General features: G+C 59.6%; 25 protein-coding genes and 1 tRNA gene. 11 read left to right on the forward strand and 15 right to left on the reverse strand.

The features are described 5' to 3' along the window. Together panB and KCG45_RS13625 are read left to right on the forward strand one after the other, a co-directional pair. The gene (gene panB / locus KCG45_RS13620; protein WP_218317849.1) at positions 1-873 is read left to right on the forward strand and encodes a 3-methyl-2-oxobutanoate hydroxymethyltransferase; all 873 of its coding nucleotides are present in this window, start codon (positions 1-3) and stop codon (positions 871-873) included. Positions 874-899: 26 nt separating this feature from the next. Beyond that, the gene (locus tag KCG45_RS13625) at positions 900-1,976 is read left to right on the forward strand and encodes a DUF475 domain-containing protein (protein WP_218317850.1); all 1,077 of its coding nucleotides are present in this window, start codon (positions 900-902) and stop codon (positions 1,974-1,976) included. Here KCG45_RS13625 and KCG45_RS13630 read toward each other — a convergent pair. The 4 genes from KCG45_RS13630 to KCG45_RS13645 form a co-directional block, all read right to left on the reverse strand. Then, positions 1,945-2,913 carry a bile acid:sodium symporter family protein gene (locus KCG45_RS13630; protein WP_218317851.1) on the reverse strand — a complete coding sequence of 323 codons (969 nt, stop codon included), beginning with the start codon at positions 2,911-2,913 and terminating at the stop codon, positions 1,945-1,947. The genes KCG45_RS13625 and KCG45_RS13630 overlap by 32 nt on opposite strands. 108 nt (positions 2,914-3,021) lie before the next feature. Then, entirely contained in the window at positions 3,022-4,386 is a 1,365-nt protein-coding gene (gene prsR, locus KCG45_RS13635) for a PEP-CTERM-box response regulator transcription factor (RefSeq protein ID WP_218317852.1), read from the reverse strand. Continuing rightward, positions 4,379-6,514: an XrtA/PEP-CTERM system histidine kinase PrsK gene (gene prsK / locus KCG45_RS13640; RefSeq protein WP_369410797.1), complete on the reverse strand. Its 2,136-nt coding sequence runs from the start codon at positions 6,512-6,514 to the stop codon at positions 4,379-4,381. Before prsK ends, prsR begins: the two co-directional genes overlap by 8 nt. A 254-nt stretch (positions 6,515-6,768) precedes the next feature. Continuing rightward, the gene (locus tag KCG45_RS13645; protein ID WP_218317853.1) at positions 6,769-8,106 is read right to left on the reverse strand and encodes a helix-turn-helix domain-containing protein; all 1,338 of its coding nucleotides are present in this window, start codon (positions 8,104-8,106) and stop codon (positions 6,769-6,771) included. Between the two features lie 152 nt (positions 8,107-8,258). Here KCG45_RS13645 and KCG45_RS13650 point away from each other — a divergent pair, with 152 nt between their 5' ends. Both KCG45_RS13650 and KCG45_RS13655 read left to right on the forward strand, forming a co-directional pair. Next, positions 8,259-9,857, forward strand: coding sequence for an isocitrate lyase (locus KCG45_RS13650; RefSeq protein WP_218317854.1), 1,599 nt, complete (start codon positions 8,259-8,261; stop codon positions 9,855-9,857). A 115-nt stretch (positions 9,858-9,972) separates the two neighbouring features. Next, a complete protein-coding gene (locus KCG45_RS13655; RefSeq protein WP_218317855.1) occupies positions 9,973-10,158 on the forward strand; it encodes a hypothetical protein in 186 nt (61 codons plus the stop codon). A 156-nt stretch (positions 10,159-10,314) separates the two neighbouring features. Here KCG45_RS13655 and KCG45_RS13660 read toward each other — a convergent pair whose 3' ends face one another. Further along, positions 10,315-11,655, reverse strand: a complete 1,341-nt coding sequence (locus tag KCG45_RS13660) for an amidohydrolase (RefSeq protein WP_218317856.1) — start codon at positions 11,653-11,655, stop codon at positions 10,315-10,317. Positions 11,656-11,868: 213 nt separating this feature from the next. Next, positions 11,869-13,668, reverse strand: coding sequence for an SLC13 family permease (locus tag KCG45_RS13665; protein WP_218317857.1), 1,800 nt, complete (start codon positions 13,666-13,668; stop codon positions 11,869-11,871). Positions 13,669-13,794: 126 nt separating this feature from the next. Between KCG45_RS13665 and KCG45_RS13670 the strand changes: the two genes are divergently transcribed. Beyond that, a complete protein-coding gene (locus tag KCG45_RS13670) occupies positions 13,795-14,844 on the forward strand; it encodes a zinc-binding dehydrogenase (protein WP_218317858.1) in 1,050 nt (349 codons plus the stop codon). A 135-nt stretch (positions 14,845-14,979) separates the two neighbouring features. Continuing rightward, a tRNA-Leu gene (locus tag KCG45_RS13675) sits at positions 14,980-15,064 on the forward strand. Between the two features lie 52 nt (positions 15,065-15,116). Here KCG45_RS13675 and KCG45_RS13680 read toward each other — a convergent pair. Together KCG45_RS13680 and efp are read right to left on the reverse strand one after the other, a co-directional pair. Continuing rightward, positions 15,117-15,935 (reverse strand): inositol monophosphatase family protein, encoded by an 819-nt coding sequence (locus KCG45_RS13680; RefSeq protein WP_218317859.1) that lies wholly within the window; start codon positions 15,933-15,935, stop codon positions 15,117-15,119. A 6-nt stretch (positions 15,936-15,941) separates the two neighbouring features. Next, on the reverse strand, positions 15,942-16,505 hold the full coding sequence (gene efp, locus KCG45_RS13685; protein WP_218317860.1) for an elongation factor P: 564 nt from the start codon (positions 16,503-16,505) through the stop codon (positions 15,942-15,944). Between the two features lie 223 nt (positions 16,506-16,728). Between efp and KCG45_RS13690 the strand changes: the two genes are divergently transcribed. Beyond that, complete coding sequence (locus tag KCG45_RS13690; RefSeq protein WP_218317861.1) at positions 16,729-17,100, forward strand: elongation factor P; 372 nt, start codon at positions 16,729-16,731, stop codon at positions 17,098-17,100. On the opposite strand, the gene KCG45_RS13695 is transcribed toward KCG45_RS13690, so the two are convergent. Continuing rightward, positions 17,101-17,385: a hypothetical protein gene (locus tag KCG45_RS13695; RefSeq protein WP_218317862.1), complete on the reverse strand. Its 285-nt coding sequence runs from the start codon at positions 17,383-17,385 to the stop codon at positions 17,101-17,103. Positions 17,386-17,539: 154 nt separating this feature from the next. Here KCG45_RS13695 and KCG45_RS13700 point away from each other — a divergent pair, with 154 nt between their 5' ends. Both KCG45_RS13700 and KCG45_RS13705 read left to right on the forward strand, forming a co-directional pair. Continuing rightward, positions 17,540-18,901 carry a TrkH family potassium uptake protein gene (locus KCG45_RS13700; protein WP_218318060.1) on the forward strand — a complete coding sequence of 454 codons (1,362 nt, stop codon included), beginning with the start codon at positions 17,540-17,542 and terminating at the stop codon, positions 18,899-18,901. Then, the gene (locus KCG45_RS13705; protein ID WP_218317863.1) at positions 18,891-19,559 is read left to right on the forward strand and encodes a potassium channel family protein; all 669 of its coding nucleotides are present in this window, start codon (positions 18,891-18,893) and stop codon (positions 19,557-19,559) included. Before KCG45_RS13700 ends, KCG45_RS13705 begins: the two co-directional genes overlap by 11 nt. A gap of 41 nt (positions 19,560-19,600) precedes the next feature. Here the strand turns inward: KCG45_RS13705 and thiE are convergent, their stop codons facing one another. Next, complete coding sequence (gene thiE, locus KCG45_RS13710; RefSeq protein ID WP_218317864.1) at positions 19,601-20,236, reverse strand: thiamine phosphate synthase; 636 nt, start codon at positions 20,234-20,236, stop codon at positions 19,601-19,603. A 150-nt stretch (positions 20,237-20,386) separates the two neighbouring features. Between thiE and KCG45_RS13715 the strand changes: the two genes are divergently transcribed. Further along, complete coding sequence (locus tag KCG45_RS13715; protein ID WP_218317865.1) at positions 20,387-20,776, forward strand: hypothetical protein; 390 nt, start codon at positions 20,387-20,389, stop codon at positions 20,774-20,776. Positions 20,777-20,794: 18 nt separating this feature from the next. Here KCG45_RS13715 and KCG45_RS13720 read toward each other — a convergent pair whose 3' ends face one another. Continuing rightward, positions 20,795-21,685, reverse strand: a complete 891-nt coding sequence (locus tag KCG45_RS13720) for a fructose bisphosphate aldolase (RefSeq protein WP_218317866.1) — start codon at positions 21,683-21,685, stop codon at positions 20,795-20,797. Positions 21,686-21,822: 137 nt separating this feature from the next. On the opposite strand from KCG45_RS13720, the gene KCG45_RS13725 reads away from it, so the two are divergent. After that, positions 21,823-22,578, forward strand: a complete 756-nt coding sequence (locus KCG45_RS13725; protein ID WP_218317867.1) for a flavodoxin family protein — start codon at positions 21,823-21,825, stop codon at positions 22,576-22,578. Positions 22,579-22,582: 4 nt separating this feature from the next. Here KCG45_RS13725 and KCG45_RS13730 read toward each other — a convergent pair whose 3' ends face one another. From KCG45_RS13730 to gap, 4 genes are read right to left on the reverse strand one after another with little or no spacing between them, the layout of a single operon-like run. After that, positions 22,583-23,032 carry a PaaI family thioesterase gene (locus tag KCG45_RS13730; RefSeq protein WP_218317868.1) on the reverse strand — a complete coding sequence of 150 codons (450 nt, stop codon included), beginning with the start codon at positions 23,030-23,032 and terminating at the stop codon, positions 22,583-22,585. A 7-nt stretch (positions 23,033-23,039) separates the two neighbouring features. Continuing rightward, complete coding sequence (locus KCG45_RS13735; RefSeq protein WP_218317869.1) at positions 23,040-23,465, reverse strand: Cif family virulence factor; 426 nt, start codon at positions 23,463-23,465, stop codon at positions 23,040-23,042. Positions 23,466-23,481: 16 nt separating this feature from the next. Next, on the reverse strand, positions 23,482-24,681 hold the full coding sequence (locus tag KCG45_RS13740) for a phosphoglycerate kinase (RefSeq protein WP_218317870.1): 1,200 nt from the start codon (positions 24,679-24,681) through the stop codon (positions 23,482-23,484). Between the two features lie 26 nt (positions 24,682-24,707). After that, a complete protein-coding gene (gene gap, locus KCG45_RS13745) occupies positions 24,708-25,715 on the reverse strand; it encodes a type I glyceraldehyde-3-phosphate dehydrogenase (protein ID WP_218317871.1) in 1,008 nt (335 codons plus the stop codon). Positions 25,716-25,725: the final 10 nt, after the last annotated feature.

A 25,725-nucleotide genomic window follows, 5' to 3' on the forward strand; every position in this document is an offset into this window, starting at 1 on the left:
ATGTCTACGACCTTTCAACTCGATACGAGCACCAGCCGGGCCAATCCCACTCCCAAACCGCGTAAACGGCTGACCGTCCCGCGTATCCGCGACCACAAGAAGGACGGCCAGACCAAGGAACCGCTGGTGATGCTCACCGCCTATACGGCGCGGCAGGCGCAATTGCTGGATGCGCATTGCGATATCCTGCTGGTGGGGGACTCGCTTGGGCAGGTCATCTATGGGCTGGATTCGACCCTTCCGGTTACTGCCGAAATGATGATCGCGCACGGTGCTGCTGTCGTGCGCGGCAGTTATCACAGCCTGGTGGTCGTCGACATGCCGTTTGGAGCGTATGAGAAATCGAAAGAGCAAGCCTTCGACACGGCGAGCAGGATCATGGCAGATACGGGCTGCGCCGCGGTGAAGCTTGAAGGCGGTGAAGCGATGGCTGAAACGATCGCTTTCCTTACCAATCGCGGCATCCCCGTGATGGGGCATGTCGGCCTCACCCCGCAGGCGGTCAATGTTCTAGGCGGATATGCTGCGCGCGGTCGCAGCCAGCAGGAACACGAAAAAATTCTGCGCGATGGCAAGGCTGTTCAGGACGCGGGCGCATTTTCGCTGGTCGCAGAAGGCGTGATCGAACCGATAGCAATCGCGCTCACTCAATCGCTGGAAATCCCGGTCATTGGCATCGGCGCATCTGCTCAGTGCGACGGGCAGGTGCTGGTGACCGAAGACATGCTCGGCATGTTCGAAAGGGTCCCGCGCTTCGTCAAACGGTATGAAGACATTGCTAGCGTGATCGACAAAACGGTTGCAAAATATGCCGAAGAGGTCCGTGACCGCAGTTTCCCCACGGAAGAACAGACTTATCAGCCCAAGGGCTGAAGCACTCTCTCAAGGTTTTCAGGCACATGCAAACGCTGCTGCGTTACTACACATTCTCATTATTGTTCACCGCGGCCTGCTTTGGCCTTGCCGCCTGGTATGGGTGGAGCAGCACGGGCACGCTCGGCGGTATGCTCTCGATCCTCTGGATCGTGTTCGTGCTGTCCATTCTCGAAGTCTCGCTGAGCTTTGACAATGCCGTGGTCAACGCGACCGTGCTGCGAGAAATGGATCCGGTCTGGCAGCAGCGCTTCCTCACGATCGGGATCTTGATCGCCGTGTTCGGGATGCGGATCGTTTTCCCCATAGCAATCGTCTCCATCGCAGCGCAGATCGGGCCTTGGGAGGCCGTGCAACTGTCGCTCGGCAATCCCGAAGAATATGAGCGGATTGTCTCGGCAGCACATATCGGGATCGCCGGCTTCGGCGGCGCCTTCCTAGCCATGGTGGGGCTTACCTTCTTCTTCGACGAGGAGAAGGACATTCACTGGATCGCGGTGATCGAGCGTGCGGTGAACAAGTTTTCGAGCGTGCCTGCGGTCGAAATCGGGTTGGTACTCCTGACGCTCTATGGCGTATCGACCTTGTTGACGCCCGAGGAGGCGCTCACTTTCCTGACCGCCGGCGTCATGGGGGTGGTCACGTTTATCGGTGTTCATGCTCTGGGCGCAATCATCGAAGCATCCGAAGCGAAGAAAAAGGCGGCAGGCGAAGTCGTCCGCTCGGGCCTCGGCGGGTTCCTTTATCTCGAAGTGCTGGATGCCAGTTTCAGCTTCGACGGGGTGATCGGCGCATTCGCGCTTTCGAACAACATGATCGTGATCGCCATCGGTCTTTCGGTGGGCGCGATGTTCGTGCGTTCGATGACGATTCACCTGGTCCGCGCCGGGACGCTTTCCCAGTTCCGTTATCTTGAACACGGCGCCTTTTGGGCGATTATTGCGCTCGGCTTCATTATGCTGGTGTCTGCCAAGTATCACGTGCCGGAAACCATCACCGGTCTCATCGGCGCGGTGCTGATCGGCATATCGCTGTGGTGGTCGATCCGGCACAATCGGCGGCAGCAAACTGCTAGTGCGCAGGCGGGTGCGCCAGCCGAGTAGCGAGGGGCGCGGCGACCAACAATTGCAGCAGGTGATACAGCAGCAATGGCGCGATCACAAAACCTGCCATGGCGGGGGCGAACAGAATTGCCGCCAAGGGAGCGCCGATTGCTACGCTTTTTTGTGGGCCCGCAAACAGGAACGCGATCCTGTCCTCGCGGCTATACCCGCCAAGGCCTCCAACTTTCCATGCAAGGAAATATGCCAGCGTCATGAAATTGAAGGTCACGATGACCAACCACGCGCCTGCGACCGGGGAGATATCGGAAATCAGACCCTGACCAACCGCGCCTGACATGGCGACATAGACGGCAATCCCGATCACGATGCGGTCGAGCCAGACGATCCGCGCTTTACGTTCGATCAGCCAGTCCCGGGTGAAGCCTTGAACCGCTTGGCCAAGCGCGAAAGGCAGCAAAAGGATGACGCCAATCCTGATTATCGTCTCAGTCCCGAGATCGACCGCCTCGCTTCCCGCGATCAGCGCAAAGAGCGGTGCGCTCAAAAAAACGCCAAGTATGTTGATCAGAGCGGCTCCCACGACCGAGAGGGCAGCATTGCCACCGGCGAGCGTCGTATAGCTTGTCGCCGACTGAATGGTCGAAGGTAGAACACCGAGAAAGATGAACCCGAGCGCGATCTCGGGTGGAACAAGCAGGCCAGCAATGCTTGCAGATGCGGCTCCCAACAAAGCCATCGCGCCGAACACGAATAGGACCAGTGGCACGAAGAATCGCCAATTGGCTGCTGCCCGCGCAATCTCGCCACGAGCTATGCGCATGCCGTTGACGAGAAACAGAAGGAAAATCGAGACATTCGAAATCGTCTGGGCACTCTCGCGCGCTTGACCCGTCGCAGGCACAATCAACGCGAGGCCGGTCGCAATCAGCAGAACCGCTATCATCGGGTCCGATAATGTCGACTTCCATTTTGTCATGGAAAAGCGCCCTGCCCGCACTCCCAGCCGATGTCGAGGAGGTTAGCACGGCGGGCCGAGTCCGGGCGCGCCCTAGGCTTCCAGTGTCCGCCAGCGCTGTACGCGCCTTCAGGTTTGAAGATCGTACTGCTTGAGTAAGTCGTAGAGGGTCGGCCGGCTGATTCCGAGGAGCTTGGCCGAGCTCGAAATATTGCCTTCACTCCGAGCGAGCGCGTGACGGATGACGCGGCGATCGGCCTGTTCGCGGGCAAATTTGAGATTGAGCACTTCCGCGCTGTCCTCTTCCTGACCGTCGAAATCGAGATCGCCAGCATTTACCAGTTTTCCATCTGCCATGATCACGGCGCGCTTGATGCGGTTTTCCAGCTCGCGAACATTGCCCGGCCAATCGTGAGCATCGATGGCGGTGAGTGCGTCGGGCGCAAAGCCGGTAACCGCCGGATTCATTTCCTTCGCAAATCGCTTTAGAAACGCCTTGGCAAGCAGGGTGGCGTCGCCGTGACGCTCTGCAAGACCGGGAATTCGAACGACGATCTCTGCAAGCCTGTAAAACAGATCCTCGCGGAAGGTCCCTGCACCGATCATCGCCTCGAGGTCCTGATGGGTTGCGCATACGATCCGGGTGTCGACGGAGATCGTCTTGCGCCCGCCGATCCGTTCAATCGTGCGTTCCTGCAGAAAGCGGAGCAATTTTACCTGCAGCGGCAGCGGAATGTCACCGACTTCGTCGAGGAACAGCGTGCCGCCATTCGCGCTTTCGATCTTCCCTTCCGTCGTCTTGACCGCCCCGGTGAAAGCGCCCTTTTCGTGGCCAAACAGTTCACTCTCGAGAAGATTTTCCGGAATCGCGGCACAGTTGATTGCGATAAAGGGCCCTTCGCTGCGATTGCTGGCGTCGTGCAGACCCTGGGCCAGCAATTCCTTGCCCGTACCACTGGCGCCCAGCAGCATGACAGAAACGCTCGTGCTCGCGACACGCTCGATGGTGCGCGCGACTTTGACCATCTCGGGCGCGCCGGTGATGAGCCTGCCCAGCACGGTCTTATCCTCGCTGGAATGCTCCAGCAGGCGTCTATTTTCCGCCTCGATCTGATGAAGGTTGAATGCGCGGCGAACGATCAGCCCCAATGCGTCGATATCGACGGGCTTCTGATAAAAATCATATGCACCGCGTTCGATCGCCTGCAACGCGCTCTCGCGCGCGCCGTGACCACTTGCCACGATCACCTTCGTATCGGGCTTCAATTCCATGATCGCGTCAAGGACAGCGAAGCCTTCCTTCGTGCCGTCAGGATCCGGCGGCAGGCCAAGATCGAGTGTCACAACAGCGGGAACCTCGCTTCGCAGCGCCGCAATCGCTCCGTCGCGGTCCCCCGCGATCACGACTTCGAAATCTTCGTAAGCCCATTTCAACTGGGCCTGCAGACCTTCATCATCCTCTACGACGAGCAGAGTGGGTTTCTTTTCAGCCATTGGCGACCTCGATCGGCAGTTCGCTGCCTGGATTTGAGTTGAGAGAGAGGCGGTGCGTTTCGGCCACTGGTAGGATCACACTGAAACGGGTGCCGACCCCTTCGCGCGATTCGACCATCAGTCGACCGCCCAGCGCCTGGATCATTTCCCGCGCTTCGAAAGCGCCAATCCCGAAACCGCCATCCTTGGACGAAATGAATGGCTTGAACAGTCCACTCCGAACGAATTCCGGGCTCATCCCATGCCCGGCATCGACGATATCTATCTGCCCATTCAATCCCTCGTGGGAGGCGCTGATATAGACTGGCGAGTTTGGCTCGCTCGCGTCGATGGCGTTCTGGATAAGATGAACGACTGCCTGCTCCAATACTTCCCGGTCGGCCATGACACGAACCATCTGTGTTTGGTTGAAGATGACAGGGTGAACCGGTTTGAATCGAGCGGCCAGCGACCGCCCAAACTCAGCCAAATCGAGTTCCGACAACTTTTGAACAGGCCCAGCGCCATAACGGCCAAGGCGGGCGAGAAGCGCGGATAGTTTCTCGGACGAATTTCGCAAGGTCACGAGCATATCCTTGCGAAAGGCGGGATTGTCCGCATGTTTTTGAGCGTTTGCGGACAGCAGGGACAGTTGGCTGGCCAGATTCTTGATGTCGTGCATCACGAACGCCATGCGCCGATTGAATTCGTCAAACCGATTGGCGTCCATAAGCGCCTGCTGCCCGGCCTGCTCCGCGAGATAGCTTGCGAGCTGCTGACCAACGACCCGGAGAAGATCGAAGTCCTCCCAATCGAGCCGTCGCTCTATTCTGGGCCGCGCAAGGACAATCGCACCCACCAGGCGATCGAAATGGATCAGGGGCACGAGGGCCCAAATGTCCTCCTCCTGTCGCATCCAGCAGGGTATATGCGCCAGCTCACCGTGATGCTCGATACCGGTTCGCACCTCGCCCATGTCGACGATGTGAATGTGCTTTTCGAGCAGGCCGGAAAGGCCATAGCCTCCCGCAACCGCAGGCACCTCAATTGTCGGCCAGTTCCAACGCGCAGTTAGCTCAAGATTGGCTTCTTCATTCGCGACCAGCAGCAATCCGGCGGGGCTGTCGGTGATATCGGCGACCGCCTTCACCGCGCGCTCGTGAAAACTCGCGCTATTGTTCGTGCCTCGACCAATCGTCGCGGTGAACCGCAGCCATTCCTCGCGATAATCGTAGCGATGCTGAAAAAGATGCTTGGTCGCGGTAACGCGCAGCCTGCCTCGAACACCCTTGGATGCGAGGAGGACGGTCGCGGTGCCTATCCCGAGAACCAGAAACAGAATTTGTCCAGCACGAGCGAAATCGCCGCCCAGCAATGTCAGGGACCGCGTCACGAGCGTCATGACGAGCAGATAGCTGCAGATGAACAGCAGCGAGAGCGTCTGGAAGGTGACCGCGCGCGATGGGCGGAATTGCAGGTCGCCACTGGCACCGGTGCCGCCAATGACAAGAACGCCCGCCATGGCGCCGACAAACAACCCGCGGGCAGCGACCAGGTATTCTGGATACTCACCCATGAGATAAGCGATCGTGAAGAGGTTCAGGTCATATGCGAAGATCGCTGCGAGCGCCGCCGCGCTCCAGCGAAGGACCCGCCGGGACACAGCTCCCGCGCCGGCATAGAGATTATGGACGAGCAGCAGCGCGCCGACCGCAACCAACATGTTTAGAACCGCAGAAGCCTCGAATGTAAGAGCTGCTATTTCTGAAACGAGACCGAGGCGGAGGTGGATATAAAGCAACAGCGGCTGAAACAGCTGCACCAGCGCGACAGTGATGATCACGGGGCGGATTGGCTTCAAGCTTTCATCGCGTCCATCCGCCGAAAACAAGCGGAAAATCATGACGATATATGCGAGGTTACGGCCGGTTTCCGCGAGAATCGCCAAAGGGTGGAACGCTCCGAAAGCGGCTGCCAGCCCGCACCAGATCGCAGTTAGCAGACACGCCGCAATGAGCGGCAAACGGTCGTGACGTGTGCGGTCGCCGTATCGGAGGATCCAGACCGCTGGGCCTGTGCTGATTACGGCTCCTGCGAGATAACAGGCAATGCTCACATAGAGCACAAGGCCGGCCGAACTGTCGATCACCGCAGGCTCTCAGCGCGCGAGGCAAATTCGGCTGCGCCACAAGAGACGAAGCCAGACCGCATCGCCATTTGCGCTACCCAAATTTGGAACAGTCGGATCATGCGTGGAAACTCACCGATAAGAACACGTTCTAGCGGCAGTTTTACAGCGCAGACCTTAAGTGTCGGTAAATTTTACAACAGGACCCGAAATGCCTGTGTTTCCACGAAAAGCGAGGTTAATTCGCCTGAAGTTGACCCGTCCAGTTTATCACCTCACGGACCGGATTCGGCAGCTAGCCGCCGCGACGCTGGCGTCAGACAATCGGCACGGCCGCATCGCGGACATCCAACGCCGAGCGGGACAGCATCCTCAGGCGAAAGCGAAATGCCTCTGGCATGAGCCAGTTCGCCTGCAAATCGTGCCTCGAGACCCAGCACCACCACTTTACGAGACGAACACGCCACCCCATCGACTTCAACTGTCCGTGCGATCGTGAACCAGTGCTTAGACACAGACTCGCCTTCGCCAAAAGTCACCGCCTGTGTCAGTAACGAGCCGCGGTTCTCGAACGCCGCGTAAGGCACCCATGCGGGCCATCGCGCGCCATCGATCGGATGGATCGCCCCGCTCGCTCCGGCAGTGAAATGAACCATCCGTCCTGTACGCCCAAAGCGCGCGCTGAAAAACGGAAGACCTCGCTCTCCAACCCTTTGCAAGGTCGTCAAGCGCTGCGCAATCTGGTCGAAGCTGGAGGCGAAACGGCGTTGCAGTATATTCACGTCGTAGCCCGTCTGCTCGCACGCGCGCAGGAACCGGCGGTATGGCATTAGCAGCGCGCCCGCGACGTAATCGGTGACATGCTCGCGAAACGCATCGCGCGCCTCGGAGGATGACAGGTTCGCTCCTTCGACCAGCGTATCGATATCCTCTCGCTGCTCAAGTGCGCCGACTTGTCGCGCGATCTGGAACCGACGTGCGGCTCCGGGAAGCATTTCAGACAGTTGCAATTGGCGCGCGTGAAGGTCGAGCCGGTGCACGATGCCCGGCATGACTTCGGTTGGCAGAATTCGGACCGCGAGCTGATGCTTCTCTCGCAAGCGCTCCATCAATGCAGCCCCTGTGTCACCGCGCGAAAGGCGCAATTCATCCGCTGTCTGCTCTGCTGCATGGTCCAGATCGGCGAAATGGTTTTGCCACCGTTCAACCGCTCGCCGCGCGTCGCCCGCAGGATCATCTACCCGACCAGACCCCTCGCCTGCGGTGTCATACAGCCTTGCAAAAGCGGCGGCCACTTGCGGCGCCGCAGCGAGAAACTCCTGCACCTCTTCCCGGTCGATCCCGAGATCGGCGAAGCGCTTGTCCGACATGCGGCGTACAAGCCCGTCGATCCCGCCGATCGCCTCGTCTTCACGCAAGGATCGCGGATCGAAATCGAAGCGCTCGATCACCTGAACGAGCACGCGCGCAGAGAGCGGACGCTGGTTCCGCTCGATCAAGTTGAGATAGCTTGGCGAAATGCCCAGGGACGCCGCCATAGCGGCCTGAGTGAGCCCTTCACGCTTCCGCAGGCGTCGCAGGGCAGGCCCTGCCAAGAGTGCTTTTTCAATCATCCCGATTCTGTAAATAATTTTACATCATTACACAAGTTCTGGCGCAGTTAGCGGCATATAGACAAGAAAATTTGTAAGTTTTCCTGTTATGTTGCGGCGCAACAGGGCAAGTCGATTTCATAAACCTCCCCACAGATTTTTAGGAGATCGCTATGACCTACCAGAACACAGTCGCCCAGATGCAAAGCGTTATCGAGGCAAACGGCCCGAGCTGGGGCGCCATCGACGCGGAAGCCACCGCGCGCATGGCAATCCAGAACCGCTTCCCGACCGGCCTCGACATCGCCAAATACACGGCAAAGATCATGCGTGCCGACATGGAGGCTTATGATGCCAATCCGGCCGATTACACGCAGTCGCTTGGTTGCTGGCATGGCTTCATCGCGCAGCAGAAGATGATCGCAATCAAGAAGCATTTCGGTTCGACCAAGCAGCGTTACCTTTATCTGTCGGGCTGGATGGTTGCCGCTCTCAGGAGCGAGTTCGGCCCGCTTCCCGATCAGTCCATGCACGAAAAGACCAGCGTGCCAGCCTTGATCGAGGAGCTTTACACCTTCCTCAAGCAAGCCGACGCGCGCGAGCTGGGCGGTCTGTTCCGCGATCTCGACGCTGCGCGCGAAGCTGGCGATCAGATGAAGGCGAAAGACATCCAGAATCAGATCGACAATTATGAAACGCACGTCGTGCCGATCATCGCAGACATCGATGCCGGTTTCGGCAATGCCGAAGCGACCTACCTACTCGCGAAGAAGATGATCGAAGCCGGCGCGTGCGCGCTCCAGATCGAAAATCAGGTTTCGGACGAAAAGCAGTGCGGCCACCAGGACGGTAAAGTTACAGTCCCGCACGAGGACTTCCATCAGAAGATCCGCGCCTGCCGCCATGCTTTTCTCGAGCTGGGTGTAGAAGACGGTGTGATTGTCGCACGTACCGACAGCCTCGGTGCTGGCCTGACCAAACAGATCGCCTACACCAAGGAAGAAGGCGACCTGGGCGACCAGTACAATTCTTTCCTCGATTGCGAAGAAGTCGATCCCGCCAACATCAAGAATGGCGACGTCTTCCTCAGCCGCGACGGCAAGCTTCTGCGGCCCAAGCGTCTTCCATCGAACCTTTACCAGTTCCGTGCAGGCACGGGCGAGGATCGCTGCGTTCTCGACGGCATCACTTCGCTGCAGGCGGGCGCCGATCTGCTGTGGATCGAAACCGAGAAGCCGCACGTCGAACAGATCGCCGGAATGGTCGACCGGATCCGTGAAGTCGTCCCGAATGCGAAGCTTGTCTACAACAACTCGCCGTCGTTCAACTGGACGCTCAATTTCCGTCAGCAGGTTTTTGACGCATGGTCCGAAGCGGGCAAGGACGTGTCGGCCTATAACCGCGATGCTCTGATGAGCGTCGACTACGACGGCACCGATCTTGCTGCCGAAGCAGACGAAAAGATCCGTACCTTCCAGGCTGACGCCGCAAAGCGGGCCGGCATCTTCCACCACCTGATCACTCTGCCGACCTATCATACGGCGGCGCTCAGCACCGATAACCTTGCCAAGGAATACTTCGGCGAACAGGCTATGCTTGGCTACGTCAAGAACGTGCAGCGCAAGGAAATCCGCCAGGGTATCGCCTGCGTGAAGCACCAGAACATGGCCGGTTCCGACATCGGGGACGATCACAAGGAATACTTCGCCGGTGAAGCCGCGTTGAAGGCGGGCGGTGCCGACAATACGATGAACCAGTTCGAAGCTGCTTAATCGATTGAAGTTTCTGCAGGACCGGACCTGATCCGGCCTTGCGGGAACCATCCTCCACCTCCATTAGCTTAACCATCGTCACCACGTCCGCAGAAGGACCAGGGAGAGAGAAACGATGAGCGATACAGATACCCCGAAGACCGAGCCGGCCCGCGCGCGTGCGCTGCTTTCGACCGCAGACATGAAACTGCTGCGCCGTGCGCTCGAAAGCCATGCCCGCGGGACCGAGGACCGGGACGAGCTTGCCAAGATCAACGCGCTGCACCACCGGCTCGGCACCTACGTGCCTTCATCCGACTAACACCGCGTTTGCCCGAACCAGTTCTCCTGGGGAGGAGAATACGGCCGTCGATATGCTGTGACCCGCAGCATGTCGGCGGCCGTTACCTTATCGCATTTCCCATACCGTGATGTCAGGCGGGCAGGCGACCCTGCGACCTGCCGGAACAGGCCAGCCTCACCCTCCGCTTTTCGGCATCAGGTCAAGCGTGGCCGCAGTCATGGCCTCCGTAGCAGTAGCAATCACGGCCTCTGCATCAGGTGCCCAGAATGGCGAATGAAGGCTGACCAGCTCCACTTCACCGCGCTGTGACGCTTGGTATTGTTCCATCGGAACCCCGCCGACCCAGAAGATCAGCGACTCGATGTTTTCCGGGTCCGCGAGGTAGAACTGTCCGAAATCCTCACCGCCCATGACCGGCGGCACCTCCTTCACCCGGTCGCCAAAGCGTTCCGCGAGGCCGGCCATCACCTGTTCGGTAAACTCGGGCGTGTTGTATGTGGACGGAAGGTAAGGTTCCTGCACGGTTACCGTCGGCAGCATGTCGTCGGAAAGCCCTGCTGCCATCGCCTCGGCCCTGGCGATCCGCCTGATCCCTTCGAGCAGCGCAGCGCGCGATTCCTCGCCGTAGGACCGCACCGTCAGCTGGAGCTTAGCCTCGTCCGGAATGATGTTGTGCTTGGCACCGGCAAGGAAGCTTCCAACCGATACGACGGCGGAATCCAGCGGGTTTGTCTCCCGGCTTACCAAGGTCTGCAGCCGCATCACGATCGAGGACGCGATCACGATCGGGTCCTTCGTGGTGTGCGGATAAGCGCCGTGCCCGCCCACACCCTTCACCGAGATGTCGACGCTGTCGACATTGGCGAGCGCGTATCCCTTGGCATAGCCGATGAAGCCAGCAGGCGCGCCAGCGGCATCGTGGAAGCCGAGCACATATTCAGGTTTTGGGAAGCGCTCGAATAGGCCGTCTTCCAGCATGGCGAGCGCACCCAGTCCCAGCTCCTCTGCTGGCTGGAGGATCATCACCAAAGTGCCGCTCCACTCGTCCTTGCTCTCGGCCAGCAGCTGCGCAGCGCCGACCCACGCGGCCATGTGCGTATCGTGCCCGCAGGCGTGCATGATGCCGCTTTCGACACCGCTCGCAGGCACGCCGCGCGCCTTGGAGGCATAGGGCAGTCCGGTCTGCTCCGTCACCGGAAGCCCGTCCATGTCTGCGCGAAGCATCACCGTCGGCCCCTCGCCGTTGCGCATGACGGCGACGACGCCCGTCTGCCCGACTCCCTCCGTCACTTCGAAGCCAAGTTCTCTCGCTCGCGCAGCCAGCTTCTCGGCTGTCTTGAACTCCTGAAAACTCAGCTCCGGATTGGCGTGCAGGTCCTTGTAGACCTCAATCAGGCCCGGCATGTCTGCCATCACTTCAGCACGCAGGTCGTCCCCGCCGTGGTTTTCCGCAAATGCAGGCGATCCCAGTACTACGGCAAACGCCGCCCCTGCTGTCAGTACACGCTTAAGCATCACTCTCTCCCCTTACCTGAAAGCTCTCATGACCGCTCGGTTCGTCGCAGCTGAGAGGCATATGGACCGCATGTTACACGGCCCTAGCGTAGAAATCCGTTCGATGGGAAATGCGCCCAACAATCGATCTTGCCAACGATAAATGCGCGCTGAAATTGCCATGTCGTCTCCGTGGCACAAGATCGCATCCGTAGGAAAGACGCCCTCCAGCGATCACAGGCCGTACCAAAGCACCAGCACTACCGAGAGCGCAGTCACCATCAACGCGACCAAGGGCACCCCGGTCCGGATGTAATCGGCAAAGTCGTAATTGCCCTCCGCCATGATCAGCATGTTGGTCTGATAGGCAATCGGGGTCGCGTAGCACAGGTTGCAGCCGAACAGCACAGCGAGCACCAATGGCTCTGCCGGAAGGCCGAGTTCCGCTGCGATGCTGAAGGCGATCGGGGTCCCGACGGTCGCCGCCGTAGCGTTGGAAGCAAAGTTCGTCAGCACGGTCACGAATGCCATAATTGCGGCCAAGACCAGCGCTGGCGGAAGAAGCCCAAGTCCAAGCGATAATGCTTGTCCGAGCCAAGCCGCTGCACCGCTTTCATCGATGACACGCCCGATGGCGATACTCGCCGCGACAAGTACAATGACCTGTCCCGATAACGCCCTGCCCACACGGTCGAACTTCACGCACCCCGTCACGAACATTAGGATGGCTCCCGCCAGAGCGGAAATCGCGATCGGGAATATGCCGAAAGATGCCGTCAGAACCGAAAAACCCATGATGACGGCGGACAGCAATGCCTTGGATCGCCGCGGCAATTCACGCGCGCCCTCGAGCATCAGCAGACTGTCGGCACGGGCAAACGATTGCAGGTCGTCCTGCAGTCCCATGACGAGCAGCACGTCGCCTTCCATCATCCGCAGGTCGCCGCCGCCGGAATACTGGTCCTTTTCGCCAAGCAATCTGTCAGGGCGGTGAATCCCGAGCACGGCAACGCCGTAGAGATCGGCAATTCCGGAAGACGGAAGCGTCCTGGTGATCAGGCGGGAATCCGCAGTGACGGTCATCTCGACGACCAAGATGTCTTCTCTGGTCGTCGATGCGTTGCGCTTGATCCGGTCGAGCACCCAGTTGGGGGCAAGTTCCCCCTTCAATTCGCGAACCGCATCTTCGAGCGCTTCGTGCGAACCCGAAATATGCAGTCGCTGCTGCACTTGCATCGGGCCGGTTGGCTCTCCGTGATACCGGATGCCCTCGGGCAGGGCGGTTACGAGCTCGGCCGCGCTCTTGCCGACAAGGCTGCTTTCGCTTCCGATCCTCAGCCTGGTGTGAAACCGCCTGAAATTCTGTTGCGCTTCAACCCGGTTATCATCGAGCAGGCGCGGCATGATGAGCCACATGTAAGGGAGCGCGACAAGCGCGGCGAGGAGCACCAGCGGCGTGAAGTCGAATACGCCGATCTCGCGCATGCCGAGATCGACTGCGATTGAGACCACGAGAATGTTGGTCGATGTGCCGATTGTCGTCGCCAGGCCGCCGATCAGCGAGGCCGAGTTGAGCGGCATGAGCGTTTTCGATGTCGGTAATGCGCCGCGCTGCGCCAGCGCCGCAAAGATCGGGATCATCAAAACCAGCACCGGGGTGTTGTTGACGAACATCGAAAGGAAGAAAGCGATCAGCAGCGAAACCAGCAAACCAAGCTGCAAATTCACTCTGAAAACACGCTCGAGAATGCGGGCGGCAGGCTCCAGCGCGCCGGTCACCACGAGCCCCCGGCCCATGACCATCAGAGCGCAAATCGTAATGAGCGCGTAATGCCCAAAACCGCCGAATGCGAGCGCAAGCCCATCTATCGGACGCGTGCCTTCGAGCGGGAAGAAATAGAGCCCGACCGCAATCACCGCGATCGTCAACAACGAGACGATCTCGATCGACATGCGTCCGCGCACGAAACCCACAAACATGAGGATTGTGACCACCATTGCGGCCAGTGCATGATAGGAGGGGAAGTCGATCATGTTCGGTTCCAGCGACTTCTCAACTTAGGACAAGAAGATCAAGCGAATAAAGTCGGGCACCGCGCTTGCGTCGGTTGGATTGCGCGTCGATGGTGACCGGAAAGATCATTCAAGGAAGCATTTCGCATGAAAGCCCTCGTTTTCAACGGACCGCGCGACATCCGCTATGAAAGCTATGCCGATCCGGAACTGCGCACCGCCAACAGCGCCATCCTGAAGGTGGAAAGCTGCTCGATCTGCGGCAGCGACCTGCACATGTATCACGGCGCGCATATCGGCAGCATGGAATACAGCGCCGATGCTCCGAAATTCTGCTGCGGGCATGAGTTTATCGGCGAAGTCGTCGAAACCGGCTGCGATGTTCACACATTTAAGGTCGGCGACAAGGTGCTGGCTGCGGGCGGCACCGGCTGCGGCAATTGCCCGCAATGCCTTGTCGGCAACGTACTGGCCTGCCGGGAGGCCACGGCATTCGGCATCGGGCCGGGGCTACAGGGCGGACAGGCGGAATTCGTGAACGTGCCGAACGCTGATGCGACGCTGTATTCGACAGACGGCCTGACCGCTGAGCAATCGCTGTTGCTGACCGATGGGATGGCGACGGCGTATTTTGGACTGACGCGGGCGGAGCCACAGCCGGGAGGCACTGTCGCTGTAATCGGACTTGGCCCCATCGGGCTGATCGCAGTGGAGCTTGCATTCCTGCTTGGCGCTTCTCGGGTATTCGCGATTGATCCGGTTGCCTCGCGCAGGGACATGGCCGCCGCACTCGGCGCAGAAACCTACGCGCCCGGACCCGATCTTACCGCGCAGATCATGGAGGCAACCGACCGGATCGGCGTGCAATCCGTGTTTGAAGCGTCCGGTGCGAAAGGGGCGATCAATTCGGTGCTCCCGCTTGTCGCGCGGCAAGGGACGGCGAGCTTCATCGGCATTCCCGAGCCTGACGATGTACTCCCGCTGCCGCTTATCCTGTTCAAGAATATCACCGTGCGCGGAGGGATTTGCGAGGTGCAGAACATGTGGCCGCATCTGGTGCCGCTGGTGCAATCCGGGCGGATCAAATCGGCGGGAATGTTCAGCCACACCTTCGACCTCAGCGAAGGCGCCGAGGCGTACAGGCTATTCGATAGCCGCGACGAAGGTGTGATCAAGCTTCGGATAGACGTGAGCTGACGCGCACAGTGGCGATACGTCATGCTGGCTGCCTAGTCCCGAGCCGGGAAGCGGCAGGCCCGCACGCGAATGCGAGAAAATGCGCTCTTGAAGCCCGAGAAGGACCCCGCTAACAGCCGCGCTCTGCTCAGGTGTGCCCCTGTGGTGGAATTGGTAGACGCGAGCGACTCAAAATCGCTTTCCTTCGGGAGTGCCCGTTCGAGTCGGGCCAGGGGCACCAGTTTTTCAGGCGGAAGGAACAGGCTTGGGCCAGCTCAGTTTCCGCCCGGAACCTACCGCAGACTTCCCGCCAGGATTTTGTGAAGACGCGAATGCAGCGCGTCGTTCGCGGCGAGCACCTGCGCAGAATGGATCGGATTGGACCGACCGCGAAAATCGGACACGAACCCTCCAGCCTCGCGGACCAGCAGACAGCCAGCCGCCGTATCCCAGTCGTTGAGCCCGCTTTCCCAGAACCCGTCGAAGCGCCCTTGCGCCACATAAGCCATGTCGAGCGAGGCGGCGCCGAACCGGCGGATACCGGCGACTTCGGGACCGACGGCGCCGAAGATACGGCTCCATTCGGCAAAATCGCCGTGGCCCTGAAACGGAATGCCAGTGGCGATCAAAGCCTCGGAAAGCTGGCGGCGTCCGGATACACGAAGACGCGCATCCTGCAGCCAGGCACCGCGTGATTTTTCGGCCCAGTAGGTCTCGTCGTTGATCGGGTGATAGATGACCGCAGCAGTGACATCGCCCCAGCCCTTCCCATCCAGACGTGGTTCCTGCACGGCGATGCTGATCGCGAAATGGGGTATTCCATGAAGGAAGTTGGTGGTGCCATCGAGCGGATCAACGATCCAGCGCGGCATGCCTTCATCACCTTCGATCACGCCCGCCTCTTCCAGCACGAAACCCCAGCCGGGCCGGGCACCGAGCAGTTCGTCATAAAGAATGCGTTCGGCGCGCATATCGGCTTTGGACACGAAATCCGCTGGCCCTTTGCGGCTGACCTGAAGGTGTTCGACCTCGCCAAAATCGCGGCGCAGACGGTTACCTGCCTTGCGCGCGGCACGTTCCATGACGCGGATCAGGCCTGAAAACATCGACATGCGCGCTTAGCTCGCTTTCCCGACATAGGTCTGTTCGTACACATCGACCACGATCCGTGTTCCGCTTTCGATATGCGGCGGGACCATGATGCGCACGCCATTGTCCAGAACGGCGGGCTTGTAGCTGGAGGAGGCAGTCTGCCCCTTAACCACCGCATCGGCCTCGACGATCTCGGCCTCGACCTGCTGTGGAAGCTCGACACTGATCGGCTTTTCTTCCCACAGCTCCAGCTTCACCTGCATTCCGTCCTGCAAGAACGGACGCGCATCGCCAAGCAGATCGCTGGGCAGGGTTATCTGTTCATATGTATTCTGGTCCATGAAAACCAGCATATCGCCATCTTCATAGAGAAACTGGTATTCCTCCGTGTCGAGACGAACTTTTTCGACGCTGTCGGCGCTGCGAAAGCGAACGTTCGTTTTTCGGCCATCCTGCAGGTTCTTCATCTCAACCTGCATATACGCCCCGCCCTTGCCCGGCTGGGTGTGCTGGATCTTAGCAACTTTCCAGATGCCTTTTTCGTATTCGAGGATGTTGCCGGGACGAATGTCGACGCCGCTGATTTTCATGGGGCCACGTGCCTTTGTATCGGGAGAAACGGCGCGCCGCATGATGGCGCGCGCGGGAATAACAGATGCGCGCCAATAGCGAAGGCCGCTGCTCTCGGCAAGCATCGCAGAGCCACAAACCGCTCGTCCGCCGTTTTCAGCTTCAATTCAGCCTGCGGCCGCTAAACATGGCGTGAACATGTGCGAACCGCTATAAGACGTGGTCGCGGCGAGGGATTCCGGAATGCAGTCGAAACATGTCTTTATGCCAGCGGCATTTGCCGCCTGCCTGATTTTTTCTGGGCCGGCGTTTGCACAAGCGGCAGAGGCCAACCCTCCCGGCGGGATGTTGCGGACGATGCCGCACGGGGTGTACCAATGCGCGCTGCCGGGAGACGCCGCGGCATCGGCGTACAGAGTGGTGGAAGCAGAAGGCTTCACCATTGGCCCGGCGTCGAGCTACACCAGTCCCGAAGGGCGCGGCACCTACATTCTCCGCGGCGATAAGCTGAGCTTTACGCGCGGCCCGAAAAAGGGCGAGCAGCTTCAACGCATTGGAACGAACCAGTTGAAGCGCGGCAAACTGCGCTGCACGCGCCTCGGCGGGACAGGCTGATTATTCCTGAGCGGCTTGGCCGGTCTCCGGCGCTCCGACTTGAGGCATCTCGCCAGGATCGTCTCGCGTTTCAATATCCGTTTCAGCATCCGGGTCCGCTATCGGCGGAGCGGTAGGAACAAATGTCGGCTGAGGAGGCGGCGATGCCCCCGGAGCCACCATGTCCTCGGTACTATCCTGGCGGTCTTTCGCCATTTCCAGAAGCGAGCTTCCGAATACGATCCAGACGACGGAAGTGAGCGTCGCAGTGACAACGATGGTGAGAAGGCGGTCGAAGAATTTCATTCGCCAAGGTTAGCGGCTCCATCGTTTCCGGTCACGCAGCGTTTTCATCCTAACTGTTGCTCAACGTGATGCCAGCGGGAACCTTGGCTACGACAAGCGGTTGTTTCGCTACGTAAATAGTACCTGTGCATTTTTCGCAAAGCTGGTCAACCAACTGACTCTCAGGCGAAACTTAACCTCAGACAAGGCGACAGCTCTGCAAAATCCGACCCGCCTGATCCCGATACTCTTTCTCGCGACGATTGCCTTGGGGACCATCCTGCTCCTGCTGCCAATCGCCCGCGTCGACGAAGGCAGTGCGCCCTTCATGACCGCGCTCTTCACCGCGACCTCGGCCGTGGCTGTCACCGGTCTGATCGTGGTTGATACACCCACCTACTGGACGGGATTTGGCCAGGGGGTCATTCTGTTCCTGTTTCAGATAGGCGGCTTCGGTATCATGACGGCTGCCACCTTGCTTGGCCTAGTGGCGGGGCGCACATTCGGTCTGCGGGACCGCATGGCAACGCAGATAGAGCGCAGCCGGCTCGACATCGGCGATGCCAAATCGGTGCTCAAACTGGTGCTGGCCATCACACTGATCGTCGAACTCATCGTGACCCTGATCCTGACGCTTCGACTGCGCTTGGCGTATGATTACGACTGGGGTTCAGCCTTGTGGAATGGCCTGTTCCAGGCAGTGAGCGCCTTCAACAATGCAGGATTTTCGACCTATTCCGACAGCATGATGGGGTTTCAAAGCGACGCGATCATCCTCGGACCGATCATGATCGCAGTCGTCATCACCGCTCTCGGTTTTCCGGTGATGCAGGAACTGCGCGAACGCCCGTTCGAGTTCGAGAAATGGACCTTGCATTCGAAAATCACGGTAACCGGAACGGTCGTACTGCTGCTTGCAGGCTGGGCTGGCATGATGGCCGCGGAATGGACCAATCCGGATACTCTGGGGCCGATGCAACTGGGAGAAAAGGCTCTCAACGCCGCCTTTCATTCTGTCATGCCGCGCACGGCGGGCTTCAACAGCCTCGATGTCGGTAGTTTCCGCGACGAAACCCTGATGGGCAATTACCTGCTCATGTTTATCGGCGGCGGCAGCGCAGGCACGGCGGGCGGTATCAAGATCACGACCTTCGTGCTGATCCTGGCGATCGTCGTGTCCGAGGTTCGCGGCCAGCGCGATGCGGTGTTGTTCGGTCGGCGCGTTCACCAGGATGTCGAGCGACAGGCACTGTCGGTGGTCGTGCTCGCACTGCTGCTGATCGCGATAGCCACGTCAATCCTGCTCGCGATTACACCTCATTCGCTGCGTGATGTGCTGTTCGAAACCGTTTCCGCGTTTTCGACTGTCGGACTTTCGACAGGAATTACCGGCGACCTGCCTTATCTCGGCCAGCTGGTGATCATCGTCCTGATGTTTGTGGGCCGAGTAGGCACAATCACCGTTGCGACTGCTCTGGCGCTCGGCGCGTCGCGCCGCCCCTATCGTTATCCTGAGGAGAATCCCATTGTCGGTTGATAAGCGCAAACCCATTCTCGTTATTGGACTGGGCCGTTTCGGACAGGCGGTCGCGAAATCCCTGAAGCGCATGGGGCACGAAGTGCTCGGCGTCGATTGCAATCCGCTGAGTGTGCAAACGATGGCGGATACGCTCACCCAGTGTGTTGAGGCCGATACGACCGATATCGAAACCCTCCGCCGGCTCGGAGTTGAAGATTTCGAAGCCGCCGTCGTGGGTATCGGCAGCGATATCGAGGCAAGCGTGCTGACCACCCTCGCCCTGTCCGATCTCGGTGTACTGCAGATCTGGGCGAAAGCGGTCAATGACAATCATGGCCGCATCCTCGACCGCACCGGGGCGACGAATATCGTCTATCCCGAAGCCCGCATGGGCGAGCGCGTGGCCCATATCCTCAGCGGGAAGATGATCGATTACATCGAATTCGACGATGATTTCGCCATAGCCAAACTGGCCTCACCCAAGAGCATCGCTGGAAAGACTCTCGGCCAGAGCGCTATCAGAACGCATCAGGGCATCACCGTTGTCGGTGTGAAAAGCCCGACCAAGGACTTCGAATATGCGCAGCCGCACACGATGATCGAACTTGGCGACTTGCTGATCGTGTCGGGCACGCGGCAGAATGTCGAGCGCTTCGTGGCCGAGGCGGGGAGCTAAGGGGGAACTACAGGCATCGCTTGCCTGCTCACCAGCTCATATCATTCGGAACCGATGGCTTTCACAAAGGCCTCAATAGCGGCAACTTCGTCGCCTTCCCAAACGGCCCCCGATACGGCGAGAAAATCCGCACCAGCCGCGATCAACGGCCCGCAATTCTCCGGATTGATCCCGCCGATGGCGACGCATGGTATTTCGAAGAGGTTGCTCCACCATTCGAGGATTTCGGTCGTCGGCCTCTCGGCATCGCCCTTGTCCTTGGTCGCGCTGTCGTAGAATGCGCCGAAAGCGACGTAATCCGCGCCCGCTTCCCCCGCTTCCATCGCCATATGCCTGGAGGCATGGCATGTAACGCCTATCTGCGCATCGCGCCCCAATTCCTCCCGGGCCTCCCGCGGATCTCCATCATCCTGGCCGAGATGGATGCCGTCTGCTTTCAATCGCTTTGCCAAAGGCACGCTATCATTGACGATGAAAGCGACGTCATGTTCCGCACACACAGCCTGAAGCGGCGCGGCGAGCGTTGCGGCTTCGTGCTGATCGACGCTCTTCACCCGGAACTGAAAAGCCGTGACGATACCTTTCCCAGCGACAATTGCGCGTTCGAGCCGCGCCGGAAATTCGCCGGTCACATCAAGCGGGGAGATGAGGTATAGCTGGGTGGTCGTTTCGCTCATGCGCGCCCCATAGCGCGCAAAGCCCGCCGCGCCAATCGCCGCCAGACCGGGCGGCTAACGCGGCTGACTGTCCCATGGTGAACCAATCGTAAACCATGGAGGATTTTTGGGACCATTCAGGCTATGGATCAGGCAGAAGGAGCAGACCCGATGACCGCATTGACCCGCACCGTTCTTGCCATGACTGGCGCGGCAGCGCTTGCCGCATCGGCGAGCGCTCAGGACACGTATTACACCGTTTACGACGTGGCCTTTTTCGAACGTGTCGCGGTGGGCGAAGTCGAGATCACGCCGTACGGTATCATCGAGGATTCGCGCTGTATCGACAGCCGCATCTGCTTTAAAAATGATCGCCTGGTCATCGCGACAGTGCTGCACCAGGGCACCCGCGTTCGGGAAATCCCGCTGCGGCTGGGTGAACCGACGCTGGTTCCTGGCGGCGTCTTGCTGCTTACGCGAAGCGGCGTCGCGCCGGTCGAGAATGGCGCAATCCCGCTTGGCCGCTACAGCCTCGATATCGAATATATCCCCGACCTCTGATCGCGAGATTGCGCCGCGTCAGCTGGAAACGCTCGCCTCGGCGATCTGGCCAATGGCCTGGCTAAGTGTGTTGTCGAATTCCTCATCCGACTGGCCTTTGCGCAGATCCTGCAGCAGGCCGCGGCTAAAGCTGGCTATCATGCCGCCATTCTTCGCGAGTTTCGCACAGGCCTCGTCGGTCGAATAACCGCCGGAAAGCGCAACAACCCGCAACACATTGGGGTGATCGATGACCGGCTTGTAGTGATCGGGTTTCACAGGGATCGAAAGCTTCAGCATCACTTCGCGGCCTTGGGGCAGCGTATCGAGATGCTTGAGGATTTCCGCGCGCAGGATTTCTTCGCCGTCCGCACGATCCGCCGCGTTGATGTCGTATTCCGGTTCCAGCATCGGCATCAGCCCGGCATCGGCGATCTGGTTACCGACTTCGAATTGCTGCTTTACGATGGCAGCGATACCGGCCGGATTGGCCGACTTGATCACGGACCGCATCTTCGTCCCGAACATGCCCATGCCGACAGACTTTTCGAGCAGCGCCGGGAGCTTGTCGAGGGGCTTCATCAGCTGGACGCCGTCTTTCTCTTCCGCAAGACCCTGATCGACCTTGATGAAAGGGACGATACCGCGATCCTTCAGCGCATCGGCGGTCGGTTTGCCATCGACCGTCCCGTCCATGGTTTTTTCGAACAGGATCGCGCCGATCACCTTCCCACTGCCGAAGCAAGGCGAGGTAATCACCCGGCTGCGCATCGAGTGGATCTGCCCGAACATTTCATCATCGCTCGACCATTCGCTGTCATCGACACCGTATCCCCGCAGCGCTTTCGGCGTCGATCCACCGGACTGATCGAGCGCCGCGATAAAGCCTTGCCCGTTCCTGATCTTGGCGGTCATCTGTTCGGTGTTCATGGAATTCCTCGTCGTTTGCATTGCGCTGCATGAAGTGGTCGCGCGCGCCTTACTAAGGGCACCCGAGTACTGCAACATCGCGACCGGAAACAATCCTCTCTTGAGGCGTAAGTCTTTTGAAAACAGGAGGAAGTGCGATGCTCGATGAAACGCAGGAACGTCTCTGCAAGCAGAACGAAACCGATTTCAGCGATCTGAAGGCGCTGTTCATCAATTGCACGCTGAAATACAGTCCGGAAGAGAGCCACACCGAAACACTGATCGACATGTCGGCGAGCATCATGCGGGAAACGGGCGTGGCGATGGAACAGGTCCGCGCCGCCGATTTCGACATCGCATATGGTGTCTATCCCGACATGACGGAGCACGGCGCGGCGACCGACGAATGGCCTGCGCTTTGGACGAAAGTCGAGGCGGCGGACATACTCGTGCTGGGAACGCCGATCTGGCTTGGCGAGAAAAGCTCGGTCTGTCAGATGATTATCGAGAAACTCTACGCGCATTCCGGTGAGCAGAATGATCGCGGGCAATATGTGTTTTACGGCAAGGTCGGCGGCTGCCTAGTCACAGGCAACGAGGACGGGATCAAGCATGTCGGCATGGGTGTGCTTTACGCGATGCAGCATGTGGGGTTCACCATCCCGCCGCAGGCCGATGCGGGCTGGATCGGCGAGGCTGGTCCCGGCCCTTCTTTCGGAGACAAGCTCGATGACGGATCGCGCGCCGGTTTCGACAACGGCTTCACCCGCCGCAACACCACCTTCATGACCTGGAACCTGATGCATCTTGCCCGCATGCTCAAGGATGCAGGAGGCATTCCGGCGTACGGCAATTCGAAGGAGCTGTGGGACGACGGCTACCGCTTCGACGCGCCCAATCCCGAATATCGTTGAGCCGTCAGCTTTTGCTGAAACGCCGAATGATCCCGGTGAAGCTTAGCGCAGGCTCACCGTCGCCAGTGACGAGGCCGCGCACGAAAATGGTTTTGCCCCCTCCCCGCGTGACCTCACCGCGTGCCTCGACCAGCGCTCCGGATGCGACAGCGCCGAGAAAATCACCAGACAAGTTCATGGTCACTGCATTGGCGCCGTCCAATGCATCGGTCGCGATCGCGAACAGGGCGAAATCGGCAAAAGTCAGCAGACAGCCGCCGTGCATGAAACCAGCGCCGTTCATATGCCGGTCTTCGGCGCGAAACGCGCTTAGATACGAACCGTCGTCCTCGCGCCGCATGAAGAACGGGCCAGAACGCGTTTCATAAGGGTCGTGGTTCCAGTGATGCCATCCAGCGAACTCACCGTCCTGGCATTGAACCGCATTGCCGTAGCCATATTCGGTTTCGCTCATTCGAACATCACTTCCACAATTGTAGCTTCCGGATGCTGTCCCCGAGACTTTCGTCGCTTTCGGTCCGCGCCAAGCTTCGTTCGGCCAGTCGCCAACCTCCGAAGCGAACCTTGCGCCACATGTCCGTAATCATGAACTGGCCTGACCAGTCCCGCGCGCCGAGTTTCAGTTCGAGCTGGGCCCCGGCGACATACCATGCAGCCCGCCCGTATCGACGCACGAGCGACTCGCCGAGGCGAAAGCCGTTGCAACGAAAGCCATGCTCCATCCCCGCGACGAAGCTAGGGCGGTCGAGCAGTTCGGGTGGCCTGGTCCCTATCATCATGGTCAGATCCCGCGTGGCAAGCTTCCGGATCGATCCCGCATCGCGGTGCATCCACGATTGCATGAAATGAAGCTCATTCGCTTCGATGATTGCAGCAATGTCAGCCATAGAACGTATCCTGCGTTCAGCCCTTCAACGCCGCGACGCCGGGCAATTCCTTGCCCTCCATCCATTCGAGGAATGCGCCGCCCGCGGCTGAGATATAGGTTACTTCATCGGTCACGCCCGCTTGGGCGAGCGCGGCAACCGTGTCGCCGCCGCCCGCGACGCTGATGAGCGAGCCTTCCTGCGTGAGCGCAGCCGCATGACGAGCCAACGCCATGGTCGCGGCATCGAACGGTTCGGTTTCGAATGCGCCGAGCGGACCGTTCCACACCAGCGTTCGGCAAGTCTTGAGCACGTCGGCAAGCGCCTCTGTCGCTTGCGGTCCGATATCAAGGATCATTTCGTCTGCCGCGACCTCGTGGACATTGCAGGTACGAAGGCTGCCCGGATTTTCCGCGAATTCCTTCGCGACCACGACATCATAGGGCAGATGCACGGTGCAACCGGCATGGTCCGCCTCATCCATGATCCGGGATGCTGTGTCGGTGAGGTCATGTTCGCACAGCGACTTCCCGACATCTACGCCGCGCGCGGCGAGGAAGGTGTTGGCCATTCCGCCGCCAATGATGAGGTGGTCGACCTTACCGACGAGGTTTTCGAGCACAGCGAGCTTGGTCGAAACCTTCGCTCCGCCGACTACGGCAGCGACCGGCGCTTCGGGATTGCCCAGTGCCGCATCGAGCGCCTTGAGTTCCGCCTCCATCGCGCGGCCGGCATAGGACGGAAGGAAATGCGTAATCCCCTCGGTCGTCGCGTGCGCCCGGTGAGCGGCGCTGAACGCATCGTTGACGTAAAAATCTCCATGCGCCGCAATGGCCTGAGCGAAGTTGGGATCGTTATCTTCCTCGCCCGGCCAGAAACGGGTGTTGTCGAGCAGTCCGATGTCGCCATTACGAAGGATGCCGATCGACTGTTCGACGACCGGACCCGAGACCTCGGGAATGAACATCAACTCTTTGCCCAGCACCCCCTCCACATCGCCAACGACCATGCTGGTCGACAGCACCGAAGACCGCATCCCGCCCGGACGCCCGAAATGCGCGAGCAGCAGCACCTTCGCGCCCTTCTCGCTCAGTTCGAGGATGGTCGGCTTGACCGCTTCGACGCGCGTTACGTCCGTCGCCGAACCGTCCTTCATCGGCAGGTTCAGATCGACGCGGACGAGCGCGACCTTGCCGGTGATATCACCGAGGTCGTCGAGTGTCTTGAAAGCGAGCATGGCAGGAGACTCCGGTTTGACGAATGTTAGAGGAACTTCGCCATGACGCCTGCGGTGTCGATCATGCGGTTGGAGAAGCCCCATTCGTTGTCGTACCAGCTTACCACGCGGGCGAGCTTGCCTTCCATGACGCTCGTTTCCAGGCTGTCGACAGTCGAGCTGGCTGGATGATGATTGAAGTCCGATGAAACAAGCGGTTCGTCGGTGTAATCGAGGACACCTTTCATTGCGCCATCCGCAGCTGCTTTCAACGCTGCATTGAGTTCTTCAGCGCTGGTGTCGCGGCCTGGCTGGAACACCAGATCGACCAGGCTGACATTCGGCGTTGGTACGCGAACCGACGAGCCATCAAGCTTGCCTGCCAGCTCTGGAAGAACGAGGCCGACTGCGCGGGCAGCGCCGGTGGTGGTCGGGATCATGTTCTGTGCTCCACCGCGCGCGCGGCGCATGTCGGAATGCATCTGGTCGAGCATGCGCTGATCATTGGTGTATGAATGGATCGTGGTCATGAAACCACGCTCGATACCCACGGTGTCATGCAGCACCTTCGCCACCGGCGAGAGACAATTGGTCGTGCAGCTTGCGTTCGAGACGATCACGTCATCGCCGGTCAGAACGTCGTGGTTCACGCCATAAACGATGGTCGCAGTGACATTCTTCGCCGGTGCCGAGATGAGCACGCGCTTCGCGCCCGCTTTCAGATGCGGTTCGGCGGCTTCACGGCTCTGGAAGAAGCCGGTGCATTCGAGCACGATGTCGACGCCCTGGTCGGCGTGCGGGAGGTTTCCTGGGTCACGCTCGGACGTAACCGCGATCGACTTGCCATCGACGACGATCGCGCCATCCTTTACGTCGACCGAGCCGGGAAAGCGGCCATGGGTGGAATCGTATTTGAACAGCAATGCGTTTGAATTGGTGTCTGCCAGATCGTTGATCGAAACGAGTTCGAGATCGTGATCGCTACGCTCGAGAATGGCGCGTGCGACAAGGCGTCCGATACGGCCGAAACCGTTGATGGCGACTTTGGTAGCCATGAAAGAAACT

Source organism: Erythrobacter ani (assembly GCF_019204025.1).
GTDB lineage: Bacteria > Pseudomonadota > Alphaproteobacteria > Sphingomonadales > Sphingomonadaceae > Erythrobacter > Erythrobacter ani.

Coding starts and splice junctions, on each gene's coding strand:
- KCG45_RS13715 (WP_218317865.1), top strand. CDS start 20,387: ATGACCGCATTGACCCGCACCGTTCTTGCCATGACTGGCGCGGCAGCG.
- KCG45_RS13725 (WP_218317867.1), top strand. CDS start 21,823: ATGCTCGATGAAACGCAGGAACGTCTCTGCAAGCAGAACGAAACCGAT.
- KCG45_RS13730 (WP_218317868.1), bottom strand. CDS start 23,032: ATGAGCGAAACCGAATATGGCTACGGCAATGCGGTTCAATGCCAGGAC.
- KCG45_RS13625 (WP_218317850.1), top strand. CDS start 900: ATGCAAACGCTGCTGCGTTACTACACATTCTCATTATTGTTCACCGCG.
- KCG45_RS13720 (WP_218317866.1), bottom strand. CDS start 21,685: ATGAACACCGAACAGATGACCGCCAAGATCAGGAACGGGCAAGGCTTT.
- panB (WP_218317849.1), top strand. CDS start 1: ATGTCTACGACCTTTCAACTCGATACGAGCACCAGCCGGGCCAATCCC.
- KCG45_RS13740 (WP_218317870.1), bottom strand. CDS start 24,681: ATGCTCGCTTTCAAGACACTCGACGACCTCGGTGATATCACCGGCAAG.
- thiE (WP_218317864.1), bottom strand. CDS start 20,236: ATGAGCGAAACGACCACCCAGCTATACCTCATCTCCCCGCTTGATGTG.
- KCG45_RS13680 (WP_218317859.1), bottom strand. CDS start 15,935: ATGTCGATGTTTTCAGGCCTGATCCGCGTCATGGAACGTGCCGCGCGC.
- KCG45_RS13655 (WP_218317855.1), top strand. CDS start 9,973: ATGAGCGATACAGATACCCCGAAGACCGAGCCGGCCCGCGCGCGTGCG.
- KCG45_RS13660 (WP_218317856.1), bottom strand. CDS start 11,655: ATGCTTAAGCGTGTACTGACAGCAGGGGCGGCGTTTGCCGTAGTACTG.
- KCG45_RS13630 (WP_218317851.1), bottom strand. CDS start 2,913: ATGACAAAATGGAAGTCGACATTATCGGACCCGATGATAGCGGTTCTG.
- KCG45_RS13650 (WP_218317854.1), top strand. CDS start 8,259: ATGACCTACCAGAACACAGTCGCCCAGATGCAAAGCGTTATCGAGGCA.
- KCG45_RS13645 (WP_218317853.1), bottom strand. CDS start 8,106: ATGATTGAAAAAGCACTCTTGGCAGGGCCTGCCCTGCGACGCCTGCGG.
- efp (WP_218317860.1), bottom strand. CDS start 16,505: ATGAAAATCAGCGGCGTCGACATTCGTCCCGGCAACATCCTCGAATAC.
- KCG45_RS13690 (WP_218317861.1), top strand. CDS start 16,729: ATGCAGTCGAAACATGTCTTTATGCCAGCGGCATTTGCCGCCTGCCTG.
- KCG45_RS13665 (WP_218317857.1), bottom strand. CDS start 13,668: ATGATCGACTTCCCCTCCTATCATGCACTGGCCGCAATGGTGGTCACA.
- gap (WP_218317871.1), bottom strand. CDS start 25,715: ATGGCTACCAAAGTCGCCATCAACGGTTTCGGCCGTATCGGACGCCTT.
- KCG45_RS13735 (WP_218317869.1), bottom strand. CDS start 23,465: ATGGCTGACATTGCTGCAATCATCGAAGCGAATGAGCTTCATTTCATG.
- prsR (WP_218317852.1), bottom strand. CDS start 4,386: ATGGCTGAAAAGAAACCCACTCTGCTCGTCGTAGAGGATGATGAAGGT.
- KCG45_RS13695 (WP_218317862.1), bottom strand. CDS start 17,385: ATGAAATTCTTCGACCGCCTTCTCACCATCGTTGTCACTGCGACGCTC.
- KCG45_RS13670 (WP_218317858.1), top strand. CDS start 13,795: ATGAAAGCCCTCGTTTTCAACGGACCGCGCGACATCCGCTATGAAAGC.